Annotated in this window: 13 protein-coding genes and 1 pseudogene; 6 read left to right on the top strand and 8 right to left on the bottom strand. The window is 68.6% G+C overall.

The annotated features are described in order from the left end of the window. The 4 genes from fdhE to DBY63_RS22720 all read left to right on the top strand — a co-directional run. Nucleotides 1–895, top strand: an 895-nt coding sequence (fdhE, locus tag DBY63_RS22705) for a formate dehydrogenase accessory protein FdhE (protein WP_112298124.1), incomplete at its 5' end; no start/stop codon positions are given. A gap of 495 nt (nucleotides 896–1390) precedes the next feature. Continuing rightward, nucleotides 1391–3652, top strand: coding sequence for a catalase/peroxidase HPI (katG, locus tag DBY63_RS22710; protein WP_027598381.1), 2262 nt, complete (start codon nucleotides 1391–1393; stop codon nucleotides 3650–3652). A 231-nt stretch (nucleotides 3653–3883) separates the two neighbouring features. Further along, entirely contained in the window at nucleotides 3884–7879 is a 3996-nt protein-coding gene (locus tag DBY63_RS22715; protein WP_108582891.1) for a Pls/PosA family non-ribosomal peptide synthetase, read from the top strand. A 67-nt stretch (nucleotides 7880–7946) separates the two neighbouring features. Continuing rightward, nucleotides 7947–8870 carry an SdiA-regulated domain-containing protein gene (locus DBY63_RS22720; protein WP_108582892.1) on the top strand — a complete coding sequence of 308 codons (924 nt, stop codon included), beginning with the start codon at nucleotides 7947–7949 and terminating at the stop codon, nucleotides 8868–8870. On the opposite strand, the gene DBY63_RS22725 is transcribed toward DBY63_RS22720, so the two are convergent. Together DBY63_RS22725 and DBY63_RS22730 are read right to left on the bottom strand one after the other, a co-directional pair. Beyond that, complete coding sequence (locus DBY63_RS22725) at nucleotides 8871–9395, bottom strand: ankyrin repeat domain-containing protein (protein ID WP_108582893.1); 525 nt, start codon at nucleotides 9393–9395, stop codon at nucleotides 8871–8873. It abuts the gene before it with no gap. Between the two features lie 118 nt (nucleotides 9396–9513). Then, a complete protein-coding gene (locus tag DBY63_RS22730; protein ID WP_007162374.1) occupies nucleotides 9514–10605 on the bottom strand; it encodes a hypothetical protein in 1092 nt (363 codons plus the stop codon). A 276-nt stretch (nucleotides 10606–10881) separates the two neighbouring features. Between DBY63_RS22730 and selA the strand changes: the two genes are divergently transcribed. Next, nucleotides 10882–12291 carry an L-seryl-tRNA(Sec) selenium transferase gene (gene selA, locus DBY63_RS22735; protein ID WP_108582894.1) on the top strand — a complete coding sequence of 470 codons (1410 nt, stop codon included), beginning with the start codon at nucleotides 10882–10884 and terminating at the stop codon, nucleotides 12289–12291. Here selA and phnE read toward each other — a convergent pair. From phnE to DBY63_RS22755, 5 genes and pseudogenes are all read right to left on the bottom strand, one after another. Continuing rightward, complete coding sequence (gene phnE, locus DBY63_RS25330; protein WP_223855474.1) at nucleotides 12288–13019, bottom strand: phosphonate ABC transporter, permease protein PhnE; 732 nt, start codon at nucleotides 13017–13019, stop codon at nucleotides 12288–12290. The genes selA and phnE overlap by 4 nt on opposite strands. A gap of 60 nt (nucleotides 13020–13079) precedes the next feature. After that, nucleotides 13080–13883, bottom strand: a pseudogene (locus DBY63_RS25335) (ABC transporter permease); the annotation flags it as partial. Continuing rightward, nucleotides 13877–14686 (bottom strand): ATP-binding cassette domain-containing protein, encoded by an 810-nt coding sequence (locus tag DBY63_RS22745; RefSeq protein WP_042138135.1) that lies wholly within the window; start codon nucleotides 14684–14686, stop codon nucleotides 13877–13879. The gene DBY63_RS22745 and the pseudogene DBY63_RS25335, both read right to left, overlap by 7 nt. Next, entirely contained in the window at nucleotides 14683–15531 is an 849-nt protein-coding gene (locus DBY63_RS22750; protein ID WP_007162378.1) for a putative selenate ABC transporter substrate-binding protein, read from the bottom strand. Before DBY63_RS22750 ends, DBY63_RS22745 begins: the two co-directional genes overlap by 4 nt. A gap of 198 nt (nucleotides 15532–15729) precedes the next feature. After that, nucleotides 15730–17658, bottom strand: a complete 1929-nt coding sequence (locus tag DBY63_RS22755) for a transglycosylase SLT domain-containing protein (RefSeq protein ID WP_108582895.1) — start codon at nucleotides 17656–17658, stop codon at nucleotides 15730–15732. A 220-nt stretch (nucleotides 17659–17878) separates the two neighbouring features. Here DBY63_RS22755 and DBY63_RS22760 point away from each other — a divergent pair, with 220 nt between their 5' ends. Further along, the gene (locus tag DBY63_RS22760) at nucleotides 17879–19789 is read left to right on the top strand and encodes an ATP-binding cassette domain-containing protein (RefSeq protein ID WP_007162380.1); all 1911 of its coding nucleotides are present in this window, start codon (nucleotides 17879–17881) and stop codon (nucleotides 19787–19789) included. 18 nt (nucleotides 19790–19807) lie between these two features. On the opposite strand, the gene DBY63_RS22765 is transcribed toward DBY63_RS22760, so the two are convergent. Beyond that, nucleotides 19808–20248 carry a universal stress protein gene (locus DBY63_RS22765; RefSeq protein ID WP_007162381.1) on the bottom strand — a complete coding sequence of 147 codons (441 nt, stop codon included), beginning with the start codon at nucleotides 20246–20248 and terminating at the stop codon, nucleotides 19808–19810. Nucleotides 20249–20428: the final 180 nt, after the last annotated feature.

Consider the following 20428-nt stretch of genomic DNA (forward strand, 5'->3'; position numbering starts at 1 on the left):
CGGCGAAATCGAAGCCGCGGCCGTCAATCCCGATTTCATCCTGCTGCCCGGTGGCGAGCTGTTCGGCTATCGCGCCGACCGCCTGCGCCTGCTGGCCACCGGCAATGCCCTGGGCGACTACCTGTTGCTGATGGCCGAGGTGTGCGAGGCCCAGCAAGGCGTCTTCGACCGCCTCGCGCCCCTGCCGTTGGACGAGGCGCGCAGCGCTCGGAGTCTGCAGCACGGTCTGCCGCCCCTGGGCTACGACACCCTGGTCCGCGAAGGCGACTGGCTGCCCGCCCTGGATGCCCTGCTGGAGACCCTCACGCTCTCTCAGGCACCGGTGCAGGCCGCCCTGGACGAATTGCGCCAGGCCGACACCGGCCAGCGCAAGGCCTGGGCCATCGCCCTGCTGGCGGGCAGCTACGAGCTGGTGCCGGCCGGCGTGGTGCCCTTCCTCGGCGCCGCCCTGCAGGTGGCCTGGACCCACTGGCTGCAGCGCAGCGACTTCAGCGCCCTGCGCGAACAGGGCAGCCAGACGGCCTGCCCCTGCTGCGGCGCGCCGCCCATGGCCGGCGTCATCCATCACCTGGGCAAGGCCAATGGCCTGAGGTACCTCACCTGTTCGCTGTGCGCCTGCGAATGGCACTTCGTGCGGGTCAAGTGCAGCCACTGCGAGACGGGCAAGGGGCTGGGCTACTACTCCCTGAGCACCGACGACGCCAGCGCCCAGAAGGCCCCGCTGCGCGCCGAGACCTGTGCCCACTGCAAGACCTACCTCAAGCACCTCTATCGCGACCACGACGCCCGCAGCGAACCTCTGTCCGCCGACCTCGCAAGCCTGGCGCTGGACGTGCGCCTGGCGGAAGAGGGCTACGAGCGCCACGCGCCCAACCTGCTCTTCGCCCCGGGCTAGACCGGGCATGGCGACCGCCCGGGGCAGGGCGGTCGCCGTTCCTTCTGTTTCCGCATATGGCGCGCTGCTCCGCCCGGGCCTCTGTAGGCGCACGCTCCCCGGTTGCGCTTCGTGAAGCCAAGCCGCGCGAACCTCGGCGAAGCGGTCGCCAACGTTGCTTATCGCGCCAAGAGTCGCTCGAGGATGCCCTGTCACCTGCGGGTCATCTTGCAGAGCCAGTCTATCGAGGGGCACAAAACCTTCTATCACACCGGGCGGCGAAGCCGTCTAGTATGGAGATTGCGCCGCTTCGTCGGTGTGCCCATCTGATGAGGGGATAACAATGACCGCAACGTCCGCTTCGCCCATGGTGGGGCTCTCTCCGGAGCTGGCTCGACGCCGGCATCGGTGTCTGTCGAGCCCCTAGGCCGACGCGACCGGAACCACGCCTTCTGCAGGCCGTGCTGCTGTCGCGGCTGACAACCGGATGAACAAGACCCTGAGGTAGCCAAGAAGATGTCGACCGAATCCAAGTGCCCGTTCAATCACGCCGCCGGCGGCGGTACCACCAACAAGGATTGGTGGCCGAACCAGCTCAATCTCAACTTCCTGCACCAGCATTCCTCGCTCTCCGATCCCATGGGCGAAGAGTTCGACTACGCCACCGAATTCAAGAGCCTCGACCTGGAAGCGGTAAAGGCCGACCTGCGCGCCGTGATGACCGATTCCCAGGACTGGTGGCCGGCCGACTTCGGTCACTATGGCCCGCTGTTCGTGCGGATGGCCTGGCACAGCGCCGGCACCTATCGCGTCGGTGACGGCCGCGGCGGCGCCGGTCAGGGTCAGCAGCGCTTCGCGCCGCTCAACAGCTGGCCGGACAACGTCAGCCTGGACAAGGCGCGCCGGCTGATCTGGCCGGTCAAGCAGAAGTATGGCCGCAAGATCTCCTGGGCCGACCTCATCGTGCTCACCGGCAACGTTGCCCTGGAATCCATGGGCTTCAAGACCTTCGGCTTTTCCGGCGGTCGCCAGGACGTCTGGGAACCGGACGACGCGGTGTTCTGGGGCTCGGAGACCGTCTGGCTGGGGGGCGATGTCCGCTACGGCGAGCACAAGCAGATGGAGCAGCCCGGTGACGGCGTGCTGACCGCACAGCCCGAGCAGCATCCGGTCGAGCAGAGCCGCAACCTGGGTTCCAGCCGCATGCTGGAGAACCCGCTGGCTGCCGTGCAGATGGGCCTGATCTACGTGAACCCCGAAGGTCCCAACGGCAATCCCGATCCGGTGGCCTCGGCCCACGACATTCGCGAAACCTTTGGCCGCATGGCCATGAACGACGAGGAAACCGTCGCCTTGATCGCCGGTGGCCACGCCTTCGGCAAGACCCACGGTGCGGGCCCGGCCACCAGCGTCGGTGCCGAGCCGGAAGCGGCCGACCTGGAACAGCAGGGCTTCGGCTGGCAGAACAGCTATGGCACCGGCAAGGGCGCCGACACCATCACCAGCGGCCTCGAAGTGACCTGGACCTCCACGCCGACCCGCTGGAGCAACGAATACTTCGAGAACATGTTCAAGTTCGAGTGGGAGCTGTTCAAGAGCCCGGCCGGTGCCCACCAGTGGCGGCCCAAGGACGGCGCTGGTGCCAATGCCGTGCCCGATGCCCACGATCCCAGCAAGCGTCACCAGCCGACCATGCTGACCTCGGACCTGGCGCTGCGCTTCGATCCGGCCTACGAGAAGATCTCCCGCCGCTTCCTGGAAAATCCGGACCAGCTGGCCGATGCCTTCGCCCGTGCCTGGTTCAAGCTGACCCACAGGGACATGGGGCCGCTGGCCCGTTACCTGGGCCCGGAAACCCCGGCCGAGGAGCTGCTTTGGCAGGACCCGCTGCCCAAGGCTGAAGGCGCGCCCCTGGGCGAGGCCGAGGTCAAGGCGCTCAAGGACAAGCTGGCCGCGTCCGGCCTGAGTGTGTCCGAACTGGTCGGCACCGCCTGGGCGGCGGCTTCCACCTTCCGCGGTTCCGACAAGCGCGGCGGGGCCAACGGTGGCCGGCTGCGCCTGGCGCCGCAAAAGGATTGGGCCGTCAACCAGCCGGCGCAACTGGCCAAGGTGCTGGGTGTGCTGGAGGGTATCCAGCGCGACTTCCAAGGGCAGGGCAAGCAGGTGTCCATCGCCGACCTGATCGTGCTGGCCGGTAGCGTCGGGGTAGAAAAGGCCGCCCAGGCGGCGGGCCATTCGATCAGCGTGCCCTTCACCCCGGGCCGCGTGGATGCCTCCCAGGAACAGACCGATGTGCAATCCTTCGGGCACCTGGAGCCCTGGGCCGATGGCTTCCGCAACTACGTGGGCGGGGAGTTCAAGGTCAAGCCGGAATTCCTGCTGGTGGACAAGGCGCATCTGCTGAATCTGACCGCGCCGGAACTGACGGTGCTGCTGGGTGGCCTGCGCGTGCTGGACATCAACGTGGGCGGCGCCAAGCACGGCGTCTTCACCCAGCGGCCGCAGACCCTGACCAACGACTTCTTCGTCAACCTGCTGGACATGGCCACCGAATGGAAGGCCACCGGTCCGGACAAGGCCACCTTCGAAGGTCGCGATCGCAAGACCGGGGCCGTGAAGTGGACCGGTACCCGGGTCGATCTGGTGTTCGGCTCCCACGCCCAGCTGCGCGCCCTGAGCGAGGTCTACGGCAGTGCCGACGCCCAGGAGAAGTTCGTCAAGGACTTCGTCAAGGTCTGGACCAAGGTGATGGAGCTGGATCGTTTCGATCTGCGCTGATCGCCATGCGGTGACGGAAAACGCCTCCTTCGGGAGGCGTTTTTTTTGGCCTCGCCAGCGACCCGCCGTCCATCCCCGATCAGTGGCGAGTCTCGCGAAGGCCGCAGCCTAGAGCCATTCCGGCGCCCCCAGCGCGAGGGGCCGCCAGCCTTAAGCAAACCCTAAGCGCCCCTTAAGGAGCGCGTAACCCGGGAGATACAAACTGCGCTAAACACCCAGAGGCTGTCCCCCATGGAAGCGCTTGCCGAACTCTCCCTCAGTCTGGTCGAAGGCCCCATCCGCCCCGATCTGTGCCGCGATGAAGTCCTCGCCGATCTGTTCGAGGCCACCGCGGCGCGGGCGCCGGAGCGACCCGCCCTGCTCGAAGGCGAGCGCAGCCTGAGCTACGGCGAACTGAACACCTGGGCCGACCGCGCCGCCTCGCGGCTGCTGGCCGCCGGCGCCGGGCCCGGCCGCGTGGTCGGCCTCTGGCTGCCGCGCGGCATCGAGCTGCTGGTGATGCAGCTGGCCATCGCCAAGACCGGCGCCGCCTGGCTGCCCTGCGATGCCGAAACCCCGGCCGACCGCGTGGCCCTGTGCCTGGAAGACGCCCAGGCGGTAGGCGTGATCACCGGGGCGCCCTTCGCCGATCTGCTGGCGCGCCCCGGGTTGCACTGCTGGACCCCCGACGCGCTGAGCGTCGCCCTGGGCAGCGGCGAAACCCTGCGCCGGCGCGGCCTGGTCTCTCCGGACAATCTGGCCTACCTGATCTACACCTCCGGCTCCACCGGCAAGCCCAAGGGCATCGGCATCCGCCAGGACAGCATCTGCCACTTCCTGCGCAGCGAGAATTCGCTGCTCGGTATCGAAGCCGGCGATCGGGTCTACCAGGGTTTCTCGGTGGCCTTCGACATGTCCTTCGAAGAAATCTGGATCAGCTACCTGGTGGGCGCCACCCTCTGGCTGGCCCCGCGCGAGATCACCGCCGATCCCGAGGCCCTGGCCCGCGCCCTGAGCGCCAATCGCATCAGCGTGCTGCACGTGGTGCCGACCCTGCTGGCGCTGCTGCCGGAAGACGTCCCCAGCCTGCGCCTGATCAACCTGGGCGGCGAGATGTGCCCCGAGCCCCTGGTGGCGCGCTGGAGCCGGCCGCAGCGGCGGCTGTTCAACACCTATGGCCCCAGCGAGGCCACCGTCTCGGCGAGTCTGGCGCAGCTGCAACCGGGCGAGCCGGTGACCATCGGCCGGCCGCTGCCCAACTACAGCCTGCTGGTGGTGCCTGCCGATGCCAGCCAGCCACTGGCGCTGCTGCCGCGCGACCAGGTGGGCGAACTCTGCATCACCGGTCCCGGTGTGGCCGATGGCTACCTGGGCCGCCCGGAGCTGACCGCCGAGAAATTCCTGCCCAATCCCTGGAGCACCGGCAGCCACGACCTCAAGCTCTATCGCACCGGTGACCTGGCGCGGGTCGACGAACACGGCCAGGTGCACTGCCTGGGCCGGGTCGATGACCAGGTGAAGATCCGTGGCTATCGCGTCGAGCTGGGCGAGATCGAAGCCACCCTGGCCCGGCAACCCGGGGTCGGGACCGTGGCCGTGGTGCTGCGCGAAGAGGCCGGCGTGGAGCAACTGGTGGCCTTCCTGGTCGGCGATGGCGGCCCGCTGCCACGCAGCGACCTGCTGCGCACCGAGCTGGCCGGCTGCCTGCCGCTGTACATGGTGCCCAGCCGCTTCGAATGGCTCGGCGAGATGCCACGGCTGAATTCCGGCAAGATCGATCGCAAGCAACTGCGGGCCCGGCCCCTGGCCATCGCTGCGGTGGCGCCGGTCGCTCCGGCCAGCGGCGCCCTGGGTGCGCTGCTGGCGGCCACCGCCGAACTCTTCCCCGGTCAGCCGCTGCACGCCGAGATGGATTTCTTCGACGACCTGGGCGGGCACTCGCTGTTCGCCGCCCGGCTGGTCTCGCGCCTGCGCCAGGATCCGCGCTATGCCAGCGCCACGGTCAAGGCGGTCTATGCCGGCCGCACCCTGGGCGCCATCGCCGAGGCCCTGGAGGCCGACGCCGCCGAAGCGGGCGCAACGACGGCCACCGAGGCCTGGGCGCCACCCAGCCGCTGGCGGCGCTGGCGCTGTGGCCTGGCCCAGGCGGTAGCCCTGCCGCCGCTGCTGACCCTGCGCCTGGGCCGCTGGCTGGCGCCCTTCCTGGCTTTCCCGCTGCTGATCCATTCCGGTACCGCGCTGCCCCTGGCGATGCTGACCGCCCTCAGTCTGTTCGTCCTGGCCATCGGCCTGGAATTCGCCGTGGCCGTGGTGGGCAAGCGCCTCACCGGCCGCCTGCAGCCCGGTCGCTATCCGCTCTGGGGTCTGACCTACTACCGCTGGTGGCTGGGTGAGCGCTTTCTCGCTCTGGCGCCGGCCTACCTGCTCAGCGGCTCGCCCCTGGCGCGGGGTTGGCTGCGCCTGCTTGGCGCACGCGTCGGCGCCGAAGCCTTCGTCGGCACCCTGACCCTGCGCGTCCCCGAGTTGCTGACCCTGGGGCAGGGCGCCAGCCTGGGCAACGGCGTCAATTTCGAAAATGCCCGGGTGCTGCGCGGCGAATTGCTGCTCGGCGCCGTGACCCTGGGGCGCGAAGCCCAGGTCGGCTCCTATGCCATCCTCGAAGGCGACACCGCCCTCGGTGACGGTGCCCGCCTGCAGGCCCAATCTGCCCTGCGCAGCGGTCAGCGCATCCCGGCCGGCCGCCACTGGGGCGGCGCGCCGGCCCGCGATCAGGGTGCCGCCGGTGCCCGCATGCTGCCGCCGGCCCCGGTGTCCGGTGTTCAGCGTGCCGTGCTGAAAGGTCTCTATGCCCTCAGCGGCCTGGTGGTCTCGGTGCTGTTCTTCATGCCGCTGTTTCCCCTGGCGCTGCTGATCGACGAACTGGAAAGCTTTGGTGGACTACCCTGGTGGCACACCTCTTCGCTGCTGCTCGATGCCCTGCAATACGGCGTACTGGCCCTGCCGCTGGGCGTGGTCAGCGTCGCCCTGACCCTGCTCGGCTGCGCCCTGGCGCGGCGGCTGATCCTGCCGCGGCTGGAAGAAGGCCAGTGGTCGATCGACAGCCTCTTCTACTGGCGCAAGTGGCTGGCCAACCTGATCCAGGAGTCGGCGCTGCAAAGCTTGCAAGGCCTCTATGCCACCGTCTATTCGGCGCTCTGGTATCGCCTGCTGGGTGCCCGGGTCGGTCGCGATGCCGAGATATCCACCGCCCAGGGTCCGGTCTCCTCGCTGCTGGAACTGGGCGCCGAGACCTTTATCGCCGATGCCGTGATGCTCGGTGACGAACAGGTCGCCCAGGGCTGGATGACCCTCAGACGCACCTCCATCGCCCGGCGCAGTTTCGTCGGCAACGGCGCCTATGTCGCCGACGGCTGCCATATCCCGGAAGACGCCCTGATCGGTGTCCTGGGTCGACTCGACGAGGGTGTGCCCCTGCGCCAGGGCGAAACCTGGCTCGGCTCGCCGGCGGTCCGGCTGCCGGCGCGGGAAACCCTCACCGGCTACCCGGAAAGCCTGACCTTCCGCCCGGCCCCCTGGCGCCGGGTGGCGCGTGGCCTGATCGAGGCCCTGCGCATCGTGCTGCCCACCGGCTTCACCGTGGCCGCCGGCTGCGCCATCGCCGAGGCCCTGGTGCCGCTGTGGCAGCAGGGCGCCTGGCTGCAGCTGCTCGGCGAGACCCTGCTGGCCGGCAGCGCCTTCGCCCTGGCCAGCTTCCTGGTCGTGCTGGGGCTCAAGTGGCTGGTGGTAGGCCGTTATCGTCCGCGTTCGGCGCCCATGTGGACCTTTTTCGTCTGGCGCAGCGAAGCCATCACCAGCCTCTACGAAACCCTGGCGGTGCCCAATCTGCTCGGCACCCTGCGCGGCACGCCCTGGCTGCCGCTGGCGCTGCGCCTGCTCGGCGCCCGCCTGGGTCGCGGCACCTACCTGGATACCACCGACCTCACCGAATTCGACTGCGTGCGCCTCGGTGACCACAGCGAACTCAACGCCCTGGCCGGGCCCCAGACCCACCTGTTCGAAGACCGGGTGATGAAGGTCGGCGAAGTCGAGCTGGGGGCCGGGGTCAACCTGGGGCCGCGCAGCGTGGTGCTCTATGGCGCCCGCGTCGGCGACGACGTGGAACTGGGTCCGCTGTCGCTGGTGATGAAGGGCGAAACCCTGCCGGGTCGCTCGCGCTGGGAGGGTAACCCCGTTCAGCCCCGGCGCTAGCACTGTCACACAACCATAAAGACAGCCCCGGATACTCCGCCCCGTACAACAATGACGGGGCAAGGCGATGACGGCGTGGGTACGACGGATCAGGATCGGACGGACCGGCTGGCTGCTGGCCCTGGCCCTGCTGCTGGCACTGGGGGTGACCCAGGGCCTGCGCAGCAGCCATCTGGACAGCCAGTTGCTGTTCTGGCTCGGCCAGCAGTGGCAGAGCGAACCCCGAACCTCCCTGGAACTGGGTCGCTACCGGGTGGCGGTGGAAGCCAAGCCGGTGGCCGGGGTCACCGAGAATCTGTCCGACCTCAGCTATGACCCGGAGCGGGATCGGCTCTGGGCGGTGGTCAACAATCCGCCGGAGTTGCTGGCCCTGAGCCGTGACGGCGAGCTGCTGCAACGCCATCGCCTGGAAGGCTTCGACGACGTCGAAGGCGTGACCTATCTGGGCAACGACCGCCTGCTACTGGCGGAAGAGGGCGCCAACGCCCTGACCCTGGTAGGCATCCCCGAAGGCGACGACGTGCTCCGGCGCAAGGACTATCGCAGCCTGACCCTGGATCTCTTCCCCCGCGCCAACCAGGGCTTCGAAGGCCTGGACTACGACGCCGCCCGCGATCGCCTGTTCGTGGTCAAGGAGCACTCGCCGCGCAAGCTCTATGAAATCCGGGGCCTGCTCAGGAGCTTCGACGGCGACTTCGCCCTGCGCATCATCGATCGCCAGGCCTGGCTGGACCAGGCGCCCAGCACCGGCGACCTGTCCGCGGTCCATGTCGATCGCCGCACCGGCCACCTGCTGCTGCTCAGCGACGAGTCGCGGGTGCTGATCGAGCTCGATGACCAGGGCCATACCCTGGATACCCGTTCCCTGGTGGCGCCCTTCGGCGGCCTGTCACGGCGGATCCGCCAGCCCGAGGGCGTCACCCTGGATACCGCCGGCAACCTCTATGTGGTCAGCGAACCCAATCTGTTCTATCGCTACCAGAAGCGCTGATCAGACGCCGCCCAGTCGCTCCAGCACGGCAGGGGTGTCCTGGGCGCCCATGGCGCGGGCCACGCTCAGCGCCGTGTTGCCGGCGGCGTCCCGGGCCTTGGGGTCGGCGCCGCGGGCGACCAGCAATTCCACCATCTGCACGTGATTGAACATGGCCGCCATCATCAGTGCGGTCTTGCCGTCGGGCATGGCGCCCTCCACGGCGGCGCCGTGCTCCACCAGCAGTTCGGCCATCGGCAGGTTGTTCTTGAAGGCCGCCCCGGCCAGGGGCGACTGGCCCATGTCGTTGGCGAGGTTCGGATCGGCCCGGTGCTCCAGCAGGACACGACTGGCCTCCAGGTGACCGTGGTAGCTGGCCAGCATCAGCAGGCTGTCGCCCTTGTGATTGCGCAGATTGGGCGTCAGCCCCTTTTCCAACACCAGGGCCAGCACCTCGGCATTGCCGGTGCGCGCGAGGTTGAACACCTCGGTGGCGAATTCCTGGGCTTCTTCATCGGTCATGCGCTGGGGACCGTCTGCGGTCATGGGGTTCTCCTGGGCTAAAGGCGGGCGGGACCCACGGGGTCCCGGACGATAGGAGGGCAGACCCGAACGGCAGGAGGGAGTTCTCTCGCGGCGGCGAAACAAGGCCGCCGCGAGCCGGCTAGCCGAAGGTGGCGTGGGTCTCGGCGAAGGCCTGCAATTCCGCCACGCTGTAGTTGCCGACCATCAGCACCGGGCCATGGGCCGTGCCGATCTGCGCCGGCAGGGTGTCCAGAAAACCACCGGTAGGGGTCACCCCGAGGTTGGTGTATTCGGCGGCCGGCAGATGGAATTCGGCGATCAGGCGCGCCGCTTCGGCGATTCCGGCGGCCACGCTGAGCGGATGCAGGGCCGCCCCTAGCGGATTGACCTGGCCACCGTTGTCGCCGTTGAACAGGTGGCCGACCTTGGCCGCCGCCTGGGTCAGGTCGTGCTGGTCGGCCTGGGCACCGATCAGGAACAGCGAGCCATAGTGCGGCAGGCTGCCGCCACCCTCGGCCTGGCTGACGAAGCTGGGCGCGAAGGGCTGTTCGCCGCGGATGTCGGAGCTGTAGTTGGCCACCGGATCGCCGAGGGTGACCACATTGACGAAATTGCCCCCATGGCCCACGGCCTGAGCATCGCGGGGAATGCCCGAGGCCTCGAAGCTGATGCCGCCGAGACCGGTCTGCTGGGCGACGTAGGCCGCCGAGATGCCACCCAGGGAGTGGCCGGTGACGAAGATGTCCTGGGTGCCATAACCCTGCTTGGCCGCCGCCTCGATCACCTGGTGGGCGAAGTCCAGCGACTGCCGCTGGGCGCTGGAGACCTGCTGGCCGAGGATCTGCAGATCGCTCAGCAGGCCACCGGCGGTAGAGAGGGGATCGATCAGCAGATTCTCGCCTCTGGTGGTGCCGGCATAGGTGATGAGCACCTGGTTCTCGGCGGTGATCCAGGTGTGGGCCGTGGCGCCGTTGAGCGAGTTGTGCAGCGTCAGCTGATGGCCATCGACCAGGAACGGCCGCATGCCGTCGGGCGTGCCACCCAGTACGTACTCGCTGATGGCGCCGTTGAGGAATTCGCTGACGGTGGGGGTGCTGGCCGTGTGGGTCTGCGCCAGCGGCGTGGCCGCGGCGCTCTTCAGCGTGTGCAGGTAGGTGAAGTTGCCGAGGCTGACGATGTCGCTGTTGTCGAGTAGGCCATCGCTGGCCCAGAGGGAGGATTTCTTGGACATGACGGCACCTTTGTTATTGTCGTGAGGTGGACGTGGTGGCCAGGGCCCTCCACGCCAGGACCGCGGCAGGTGGCTGGGAAGAGCCCGCAAAACCATCCTAGGACGGGCTCTGGCACGCAGCAAACCGGGAACCCGGGGGTCATTTCCGGACGCCCCGGGTCCGGGTTCGGGCCGCTCTCTCCCAGGGCGGGACGAGCCTGCGGCAGTCCGGCGCCCCTGGTCGACCCGCCGCGGGTTCGGGCTACACTGGGGGTCGACTCGACCCAAGAGGCTCCCATGACCGCCATCCGCCTGCCGTCCATCGACCGCCTGCTGCGCCATCCCGCTTCGCGTCCGCTGGAGGAACGCCACGGTCGCGAGCAGGTCCTTGGCGGCTATCGCTTGCTGCTGGACGATCTGCGCGAGGCCCTGAGGGCCGGCACCCTGACCGCGGTGGAGGTGGAGGAGGGCGTGCTGGCCGGGCGCCTGGGCGAGCGCCTGGCGTTGCACAGCCAGCCGCGGGTGCGGCGGGTGTTCAACCTCACCGGCACGGTGCTGCACACCAACCTGGGGCGGGCGCTGTTGGCGGAAGAGGCCATCGCCGCGGTAGCCGAGGCCGCGCGTCAGCCGATGAATCTGGAATTCGACCTGGCCACTGGCAAACGCGGCGATCGCGACGACCTGGTCGCCGACCTGGTGCGCGAACTCACCGGCGCCGAGGCGGTGACGGTGGTCAACAACAACGCCGCGGCGGTCCTGCTGGCCCTGCATGCCATAGGCGCACGCAAGGAAGGGGTGCTGTCCCGCGGCGAGCTGATCGAGATCGGTGGCGCCTTCCGCATCCCCGACATCATGGTCCGCGCCGGGGTCAAGCTGGTGGAGGTGGGCACCACCAACCGTACCCATGCCCGCGATTACGAAGCCGCCATCGGCCCGCGCACCGCGCTGCTGATGCGGGTGCACACCAGCAACTACAGCGTCCAGGGCTTTACCGCCAGCGTGGCTACGGCGGAGCTGGCCGCCATCGCCCGCGCCCATAACGTGCCGCTGCTGGAAGACCTGGGCAGCGGCACCCTGGTGGACCTGACCCGTTGGGGACTGCCCGCCGAACCCACGGTGCAGCAGGCCCTGCGCGACGGCGCCGACCTGGTGACCTTCAGTGGCGACAAGCTGCTCGGCGGCCCCCAGTGCGGCCTCATCGTCGGTCGCCGCGACCTCATCGAGCGCATCAAGAAGAATCCGCTCAAGCGGGCGTTGCGGGTCGACAAGCTGACCCTGGCCGCCCTGGAGGCGACCCTGGCGCTCTATCGCGATCCGGATCGACTGGCCGAGCGGTTGCCCAGCCTGCGCCTGCTGTCGCGCCCGGCCGAGGCCATCACCACCCAGGCCGAGCGGCTGCTGCCGGCCTTCGCCGCCGTGCTGGGCACGACCTATGCGGTCAGCGTGGAGCCGGCGCTGGGCATGATCGGCAGTGGCGCCCAGCCGGTGGCCCGCCTGCCTGGGGCAGCGCTGTGCTGTCGCCCCCAGGTCAGCAAGCGCCTGCGTGGGCGCGCCTTGCGGCAACTGGAAGAAGGCCTGCGCCAGCTACCCATCCCGGTGGTGGGGCGCATCGACGCCGATGCGCTCTGGCTGGATCTGCGCCAGCTCGACGATGAAGCCGCTTTTCTCGCGCAATTGCCAGCGCTGCTGCTGCCGGAGATTCGTTAACGGACGACCCAGCGCTGCCGGGCCCAATTGCTCAGCAGATCCACGCCCAGCACCAGCACCAGCATGCCGAGGATCACTGTGGCGGCCTGGGCCTGCTGGAACAGGCTCAGGCTGAAGTACAGCTGCTGCCCCAGGCCACCGGCGCCGACGAAGCCGAGGATGCTGGCCATGCGGATATTGTTTTCCCAGCGATAGAGCAGATAGGCCAGCAACTGCGGCCAGACCGCCGGCAGGGTGCCGTAGAGAAAGGCCGCCAGCGCGCCACCGCCGGCCAGGCGAATGGCTTCGGCCGGCGCCTTGGGGGTGTTTTCCAGGGCTTCGGCGAACAGCCGACCGAGCACCCCGGCGGTGTGCAGGGCCAGCGCCAGGGTGCCGGCGTTGGGTCCCAGGCCGGCGGCCAGCACCATCAGCGCCGCCCAGACCAGTTCTGGCACGGCGCGCAGGGCATTGAGCAGCAGCCGTGCCAGCGCCAGGGCGCCCAGGCCAAGGCGACCGGCCGCCGGCAGCGCTAGCAGGATGCCGAGCAGCCCGGCGAGCAGGGTACCCAGGGCCGACATGGCCAGGGTTTCTAAGGCGCCATGGGCCACGGCCGACAGCTGGGCGAGGGAAAAGTCCGGCTGGAGAAAGTCAGCCAGGAAGCTGCCCATCTGCGCCAGGGCGCGAGCGCTCAGCAATTCGCCGAAGGCGGTGCCCAGGTAGCTGGCGGACGCCACCAGGGCGGCGCCCATGGCCAGCACCGTCAGAGCGCCCCGGCCCCGGCCCTGACCACGCTCCACCTGGCGCAGCAGGCGACTGAGCACATCGGCCAGGAGCACCAGCACCAGGAAGGTCAGCAGCAGGCTGGCCACCTCGCCACCGGCGAACATGCGCAGCGACAGATCGACCTGCTGGCCGAGCCCGCCGGCGCCGACGAAGCCCATCACCACCGAGGCGCGAACGGCGCACTCCCAGCGATAGACGCTGTAGGAAATCATCTCGCCCGCGGCGTTGGGCAGCACGCCATAGACGAAGGCCTGCAGGCGACTGGCGCCCTGTAGCAGCAGGGCCCGCGCCGGGCGGGGATCGACCGATTCGAAGATTTCCGCATAGACCTTGCCCAGCATGCCGCCGTAGGTGATGGCGATGGCCAGCACCCCGGCGGTGGGACCCAGGCCTACGGCGCGGACGAACAGCAGCGCCCAGACGATCTCCGGCACGCTGCGCAGGACGATCAGCACCCCGCGCACCAGTCCGCGGAGCAGGCGCGGCAGGCGGCCTGGACGTCCGCCGCGGGGCAGGGCGGAGATCGACAGGACACGGGTGGCGAGCAGGGCGGCGGGCAGGGCGATCAGCGCCGCCAGGGCCATGCCCAGGGTGGCGATGGCCAGGGTTTCCAGGGTGGCGCGCCCGAGCACGGCGAGAAAGTCGGCGTCATGGGCGGGCGGCCAGAAGCCGGCGAGAAAGTTGCCCATGGTGCGGGCGTTGTCGCCGGTGAAGAGACCCAGCAGATCGAATTCCGCCAGGCGCAGCGTCGGCCAGGCCAGCAGCAGGGCCAGCAGGGTGAGCAGCAGTCGGGACCGGGCGGCCGGGTCCTGGCGGGGCGAGGTCAGCATCGCGGCAGGTCGAGCGGTGTCTCGGCTGGGGCCGGGGCGGCAGGCTTGAGGGTGGTGCTCAGGCCTTCATTGGCATAAAGGTCGGCGAGGTCGGTCGGGGTGACCGCGCTGGCGGGCTTGTCCCACAGCAGCCGCCCGGCCCGCAGACCGAGGATGCGCGGAAAGCGCTGCAACGCCAGTTCGACGTTGTGCAGGCTGGTGACCAGGGTGGTGCCCTGGCGCGCCGCGGCGTCGCTCAGCACCTCCAGGGTATGGGCGGCCAGCACCGGGTCCATGGCCGACACGGGTTCGTCGGCGAGCAGCAGCTGCGGCTGCTGGTAGAGCGCCCGGGCGATGCCGATGCGCTGCAACTGGCCACCGGACAGCTGATCGCAGGAGGAGTAGAGGCGATCGGCGAGATCCAGCGGCGCCAGGGCCGCCGCGGCGCCGGCGCGATCCAGCGGATGCACCAGGCTGACCAGGCTGCGCGCCAGCGACCACTGGCCGAGACGTCCGGCCAGCACCGCAGTGATGACGCGCTGGCGCGCCGGCAAGGGCGGCGCCTGGTGGATCAGGCCGATACGGGCGCGCAACTGACGCCGCGCCCGGTTGCCCAGGCTCCAGGGCTGCTGGCCGAGCAGCTCCAGCTCACCCGCGAGCGGCCGCAGCCCGGTGGCCAGCAGGCGCAGCAGGCTGGTCTTGCCCGCCCCGGACGGACCGATCAGCGCGACCTGCTCACCCTGTTGCAGGTTGAGGTCGAGATCGGCCAGGGCGGGCGACCCGTCGGCGTGTACCAGCGTCACGCCCCTGAGGGCGAGACTCACTTGAGCAGGCCGGCCGCCAGGGCGGAAGCCTCGATGCTCTTGTAGTTGTCCGGCGAGGTCGGCACGAAGCGGCTGGCCGCCTGCAGGTCGAGGATCGCCTTGTCGGCTGGCTTGGCCGGATCCAGGTCGAGGAAGGCCTGCTTGATCTTGGCCGCCAGTTGCGGATCCAGATTGCCGCGCACCGTCCAGTTGTAGTCGTAGTAGGCCGGGGTGGTGGAGATGACCCGGACCTTGCTGGTGTCGACCTTGCCGGCGTCGACCAGCTTCTTCCACACCGAGGCGTTGAGCACGCCGGCATCGGCCTTGCCCGCGGCGACCCAGGCGACGGTGGCGTCATGGGCGCCGGAATAGGCCACCCGCGAGAAGAACTGCTCGGGAACGATGCCGTCCTGCTGCATGAAGTAGCGCGGCATCAGGCTGCCCGAGGTGGAAGAGACCGAACCGAAGGCGAAGGTCTTGCCCTTGAGGTCCTGCAGGGTCTTCACGGCCGGGTCGGCGGTGATGAACTTGCTGGTGAACTGCTGATCTTCTGCGCGCTGCACCAGGGGGGTCATCGGCGCCTTGCGCTGCGCCTGGACGAAGGTGAAGCCGCCGAACCAGGCCAGGTCCAGGCGATCCGAGGCCATGGCTTCCACCACGCCGGCATAGTCGGACACCGGGACGAATTTCACCGGCATGCCCAGACGCTGCTCCAAGTATTCACCCAGCGGCTTGAACTTGCGGATCAGCTCGGTGGGCGCCTCGTCGGGAATGGCCGAGACGCGCAGTTCGTCGGCGGCGTGGGAGAGCAGGGAAGTCAGGGACAGGGCCAGGCCTGCTGCCAGGGCCAGCGAACGCTTGAGCATGGGTTTCTCCGGTTCAATAGCGGAAAAAAAGGGGCTGCAGTATAGGGGGTGGCGCTGTTTTGCGCAGCCGCCACGAGGCCGCGGGCCTGGCAGGATGCAGCTGCGGCGTGGCGCGACGGCTCTGGGAAGGGGTTAGGCAGCGGACGCGACCCGGCGTGCGGGTCCGCTGCGGTGGTGTCAGGATGGGTCGGCGAGCACTCAGGTCTCGTCGAAGAAGCGCTCGTTCCAGTCCACCAGGGGTTGCGGCGAATTGAGCTTCTGCCCGTAGATCACCGCATAGGCCAGCACGTTCTGCACGTACTGGCGCGTCTCGTCGAAGGGAATGGTCTCCACCCAGACATCGAAGGCCAGGTGGCGAGCGCCCGTCAGCCAGCGCTTCACCCGGCCGGGACCGGCGTTGTAGGCCGCCGAGGCCAGCACCCGGTTGCCGTTGAACTGGGCATGGACCATGGACAGATAGGCGGTGCCCAGCTGGATGTTCTTCTCCGGGGTCAGCGCCTGTTGCGGCGAGGCCAGGGGAATGGCGAACTTGCTGGCGGTATGGCTGGCGGTGGCCGGCATCAGCTGCATCAACCCCATGGCACCCACCCCGGAGCGCGCATCGGCCATGAAGCCGCTCTCCTGGCGGGTGATGGCGAACACCCAGCTGCTGTGCAGACCGCGGGTCTGGGCCTCGCGCACGAAGCTTTCGCGATAGGCGATGGGGAAGCGGATGTCCAGGTCGTCCCAGTACTTGGCCAGGCTGATGGTGCGAATCGCCGGGAAGTACCACTGCATGTCGTAGGCCATGCGGGCCTGGGCCACCAGTTCGTCACGGTTGAAGTGACGGCTGACATAGAACCACTCGCGGCGAGCATTGATCGGCTCGCCACGGGCGATGAATTCCAGGGCCCGCTGTACGCCGGGGGTGTTGCGCACCTTGCGCTTGAGGGCGTCGCTGAGCATCAGCGGCTTGTTGTTGAGCTGATAGGGCGCCTTGCTGCGGTCGGCGGCAAGGAAGCCATAGTAGTCGCGCTCGCGACTGACCTCGGCGTATTCCCGGAGCACCGCCGGACTCTGCGGCTGCATCAGCTCCAGGGTGCGGGCGCGCCAGTATTCCCAGCGATTGGCCTTGGCCAGGCTCGGTGGAAAGCGCTCGATCAGCGCATGGGCATCGCTCCAGCGACCCAGGCGCAGCAGCAGGCGGGCGCGCCATTCGCTGACGTCGTCGTCCCGCAGCTCGGGGTCATAGCGCTCCATCAGCGGCAGGGCGCGGGGATCGAAATTCTTCGCCAGGGTCAGGCCGATCTGGCGGGCGATGGCGACCTTTTCGTCGCGGGTGAAGGGCATGCGCTGGCTATAGAGTTCGAGCAGGCTCATGGCTTGTTCCGGGTCCTGGCGCGCCAGCTTGCGCAGGCCCAGGCCGACCACGTCGGCGAGACTCTCGCTGGCCGGGGCGAAGGCCTGGACATTGGCGATCTGCTGCGGCTTCTGGGCCACGTCGATCAGCCGCTGGGCCTGGCCGGACAGCGTCGGCAACTGGGCGGACAGGGTGCGCACCAGGCCGTACTCGCCCTTGTCGGCGGCCAGCTTGGCACGCTCCCAGACGCGCTCCTCGGTGAGTTGCCCGCGCGCCGCCCAGGCCTGGAACAGGCCGTCGCAGGTGGTCGGCTGGGCCTTGCCCACCAGCCAGTATTTCTCCGCCAGTTTGAAGCCCTCGCTGGCATTGCCCTGGGCGATCAGGTACTGGCCGTGCAGGCAGTCCAGCTCGGTGAAGTTGAAGTCCGGCGAATAGTATTTCTCGAAGCGATTCCAGTCGCCGCGATCGGCCAGGCTGCGCAGCCAGCGCAGGCGCAGCCAGTTGGACTGCGGCAGATCGCCGTGCTCGGCGAGAAAGGTCTCGATCTCGGCATCGCTGGCCCCGGGAACGCGCTTGATCAGCTCGTCATAGGCCAGGTAAGGCTCCAGCGGATAGGTGCGCAATTCACCGCGATTGGCCAGGTAGACACTGGCATCGCCGCGGTCCAGCGCCGCCTTGGCCTGGTCGTAGAGTTGCCGCTGCTGCTCCAGGGGAGCGGCTTGCGAGGTGGTGGAGCCGATCAGGGGAGCGAGGAGCAGGGGCAGGATGACGAACAGGCGACCGCGCATGGGAATTCCGTAAAAGCTGGATGCGGAGGGGGCGGCGCGCACTGCGCAAGGCAAGCGGCCGACCGTCACGGGGCAGTCTAGCTTACGTGCCGGCGCCAGGCGGCGAAAGCGTCGGCCATGGCCTGCCGTCGGGCGGTCCGGGCGTTTCGCCGGCTCGTGTCGACCGGCGCCGGGGTGGGCGTCTCTGCTAGACTGGCTGGCCTTTTTCGCGGAGAAACCCATGGCGCTGCTCAAGTTCACCAACGTATCCCTGGCCTTTGGCGTCACCCCCTTGCTGGACGGGGTGTCCTGGCAGATCGAGCGGGGCGAGCGGGTATGCATCATCGGCCGCAACGGCACCGGCAAATCCAGCCTCCTGCGCATCGTCAAGGGCGAGCAGCAGGCCGATGACGGCGAGGTCTGGCGCGCCCCGGCGCTGAAGATCGGCGAACTGCCGCAGGAATTGCCGCGCGCCGACGACCGCTCGGTGTTCGACGTGGTGGCCGCGGGCCTGGCCGGCGTCGGCGAATTGCTCGCCGAGTACCATCACCTGACCCAGGACACCAGCGGCGAACTGGATATGGAGCGGCTCATGCACGTCCAGCAGGAGCTGGAGGCCCGTGACGGCTGGCGCCTGCAGCAACTGGTGGAAAGCACCCTGAGCCGGCTGCAGCTGCCGGCGGAAAAGACCCTCGCCGAACTGTCCGGCGGCTGGCGGCGGCGCGTGCTGCTGGCCCAGGCGCTGGTGGCCGAGCCGGATCTGCTGCTGCTCGACGAACCCACCAACCACTTGGACATCGGCGCCATCGCCTGGCTGGAAGACGCCCTGCGCGGCTATCCGGGCGCCGTGCTGTTCATCACCCACGACCGTGCCTTCCTCCAGGCCCTGGCCACCCGCATCCTCGAACTGGATCGCGGCAACCTGATCGACTGGCAGGGCGACTACGCCAGCTTCCTGGTGCACAAGGAGCAGCAACTGGCGGCCGAAGAGACCGCCAATGCCCTGTTCGACAAGCGCCTGGCCCAGGAAGAAGTCTGGATCCGCCAGGGCATCAAGGCCCGCCGTACCCGCAACGAAGGTCGGGTCCGTGCGCTCAAGGCCATGCGCAACGAGCGCAGCGAGCGCCGTGAGCGTCAGGGCAAGGCGAATCTGCTGCTGGAAACCGCCGACAAGTCCGGCAAGCAGGTCATCCTCGCCGAGCACATGAGCTATGCCCATCCCGGCGGCGAGCCGCTAATCCGCGACCTGACCCTGCTGATCCAGCGCGGCGATCGCATCGGCCTGCTCGGCCCCAACGGCTCGGGCAAGACCACCCTGCTCAAGCTGCTGCTGGGTGACCTCCAGCCCACCGCCGGCAAGATCCAGTACGGCACCAAGCTGGAGATCGCCTATTTCGACCAGCTGCGCCTGCAACTGGAACCGGAAAAGACGGTGATCGACAACCTCGCCGAGGGTCGCGAATTCATCACCATCAACGGCCAGGATCGGCATGTGCTGAGCTACCTGGGCGACTTCCTGTTCAGCCCCCAGCGTGCCCGCACGCCGGTCAAGGCGCTGTCCGGTGGCGAACGCGCGCGCCTGCTGCTGGCCAAGCTGTTCAGCAAGCCGGCCAACCTGCTGGTGCTGGACGAACCCACCAACGACCTCGACGTCGAGACCCTGGAGCTGCTGGAGGAGGTGCTGCTGAGTTTCGAGGGCACCGTGCTGATGGTCAGCCACGACCGGGCCTTCCTCGACAACGTGGTGACCAGCACCCTGGTGTTCGAGGGGGAAGGGCGGGTCCGCGAATACGTCGGTGGCTACCAGGACTGGCTGCGCCAGGGCGGCTCGCCGCGTCTGCTCGGCGTGCAGACCCGGGAGGACAGCAAGCCGGCGCCGGCCAAGGCCGAACCCGTGCCCGCTGCGGCACCCGTGGCCGCTGCCGCCGCGCCGGCCAAGCGCAAGCTCAGCTACAAGGAACAGCGTGAGCTGGACGCCCTGCCAGGCGCCATCGAAACCGCGGAGATCGAATTGGAGGCCCTGCAGACCGCGATTGCCGATCCGGGCTTCTACCAGCTGCCGAACGAGGTCACCCAGGCCAAGCTCGCCCGAATGGATGCGCTGCAGGCCGAACTGGATCGCCTCATCGAACGCTGGGCCGAACTGGAATAATCCAGCCCGGCCGCGGGATCAGGCCTTATCTTTCTTCAAGGCTACCGCCAGGGTATCGCAGGGCGCGCCGTGCAGCAGGTCGTTGGACGTCGAGCCCAGCAGCAGCGCCAGGCCGTGACGACCGTGGCTGCCGACCACGATCAGGTCGCAGCCCTGTTCCTTGGCCATGCGGTGGATTTCCTGGCGCGGCTGCCCATAGGCCAGCACGCAATTGCCGGCCAGCTCCGCATACTGGGTGGTGAAACCGTCCAGTCGCTCGCGGGCCTGCTCGATCTGCTGCTGCTGCAGCGACGACAGGTCCATGGGCACGTCACCGCCAAAGGCCATGGCCATGGGCTCGACCACGTGCACCAGCGACACCTTGCTGCCACAGCACTGACCCAGGGCAACCGCACGGCGGATCACCGGCTGGCAATCTTCGGTCAGGTCGACGGCAACCAATATGTGTTGGTAGGCCATACACATCTCTCCTTCATGATGGGGCGCCAGACCGTACCGTGGCTGGCGCTCGATTCGCAGGCTCTAGCCCACTTGTAGTTTCGACTCCAGGAGTCGGGGATAGCTCCACGGCTATCTTGCACAGAAGCGCGCCAAGCTCAAGCGCCCGCCACGCGAACCCCCGCTCACGCTTTCCCCGTG

The organism is Pseudomonas sp. RIT411 (assembly GCF_003057735.2).
Lineage (GTDB): Bacteria > Pseudomonadota > Gammaproteobacteria > Pseudomonadales > Pseudomonadaceae > Chryseomonas > Chryseomonas oryzihabitans.

Excerpts from the sequence above, each read along its gene's own strand:
- DBY63_RS22765 (WP_007162381.1), bottom strand. The coding sequence starts at position 20,248 with ATGGCCTACCAACACATATTGGTTGCCGTCGACCTGACCGAAGATTGC.
- DBY63_RS22750 (WP_007162378.1), bottom strand. The coding sequence starts at position 15,531 with ATGCTCAAGCGTTCGCTGGCCCTGGCAGCAGGCCTGGCCCTGTCCCTG.
- phnE (WP_223855474.1), bottom strand. The coding sequence starts at position 13,019 with ATGGGCGCCGCCCTGGTGGCGTCCGCCAGCTACCTGGGCACCGCCTTC.
- selA (WP_108582894.1), top strand. The coding sequence starts at position 10,882 with ATGACCGCCATCCGCCTGCCGTCCATCGACCGCCTGCTGCGCCATCCC.
- DBY63_RS22725 (WP_108582893.1), bottom strand. The coding sequence starts at position 9,395 with ATGACCGCAGACGGTCCCCAGCGCATGACCGATGAAGAAGCCCAGGAA.
- DBY63_RS22715 (WP_108582891.1), top strand. The coding sequence starts at position 3,884 with ATGGAAGCGCTTGCCGAACTCTCCCTCAGTCTGGTCGAAGGCCCCATC.
- DBY63_RS22730 (WP_007162374.1), bottom strand. The coding sequence starts at position 10,605 with ATGTCCAAGAAATCCTCCCTCTGGGCCAGCGATGGCCTACTCGACAAC.
- DBY63_RS22760 (WP_007162380.1), top strand. The coding sequence starts at position 17,879 with ATGGCGCTGCTCAAGTTCACCAACGTATCCCTGGCCTTTGGCGTCACC.
- DBY63_RS22720 (WP_108582892.1), top strand. The coding sequence starts at position 7,947 with ATGACGGCGTGGGTACGACGGATCAGGATCGGACGGACCGGCTGGCTG.
- katG (WP_027598381.1), top strand. The coding sequence starts at position 1,391 with ATGTCGACCGAATCCAAGTGCCCGTTCAATCACGCCGCCGGCGGCGGT.
- DBY63_RS22755 (WP_108582895.1), bottom strand. The coding sequence starts at position 17,658 with ATGCGCGGTCGCCTGTTCGTCATCCTGCCCCTGCTCCTCGCTCCCCTG.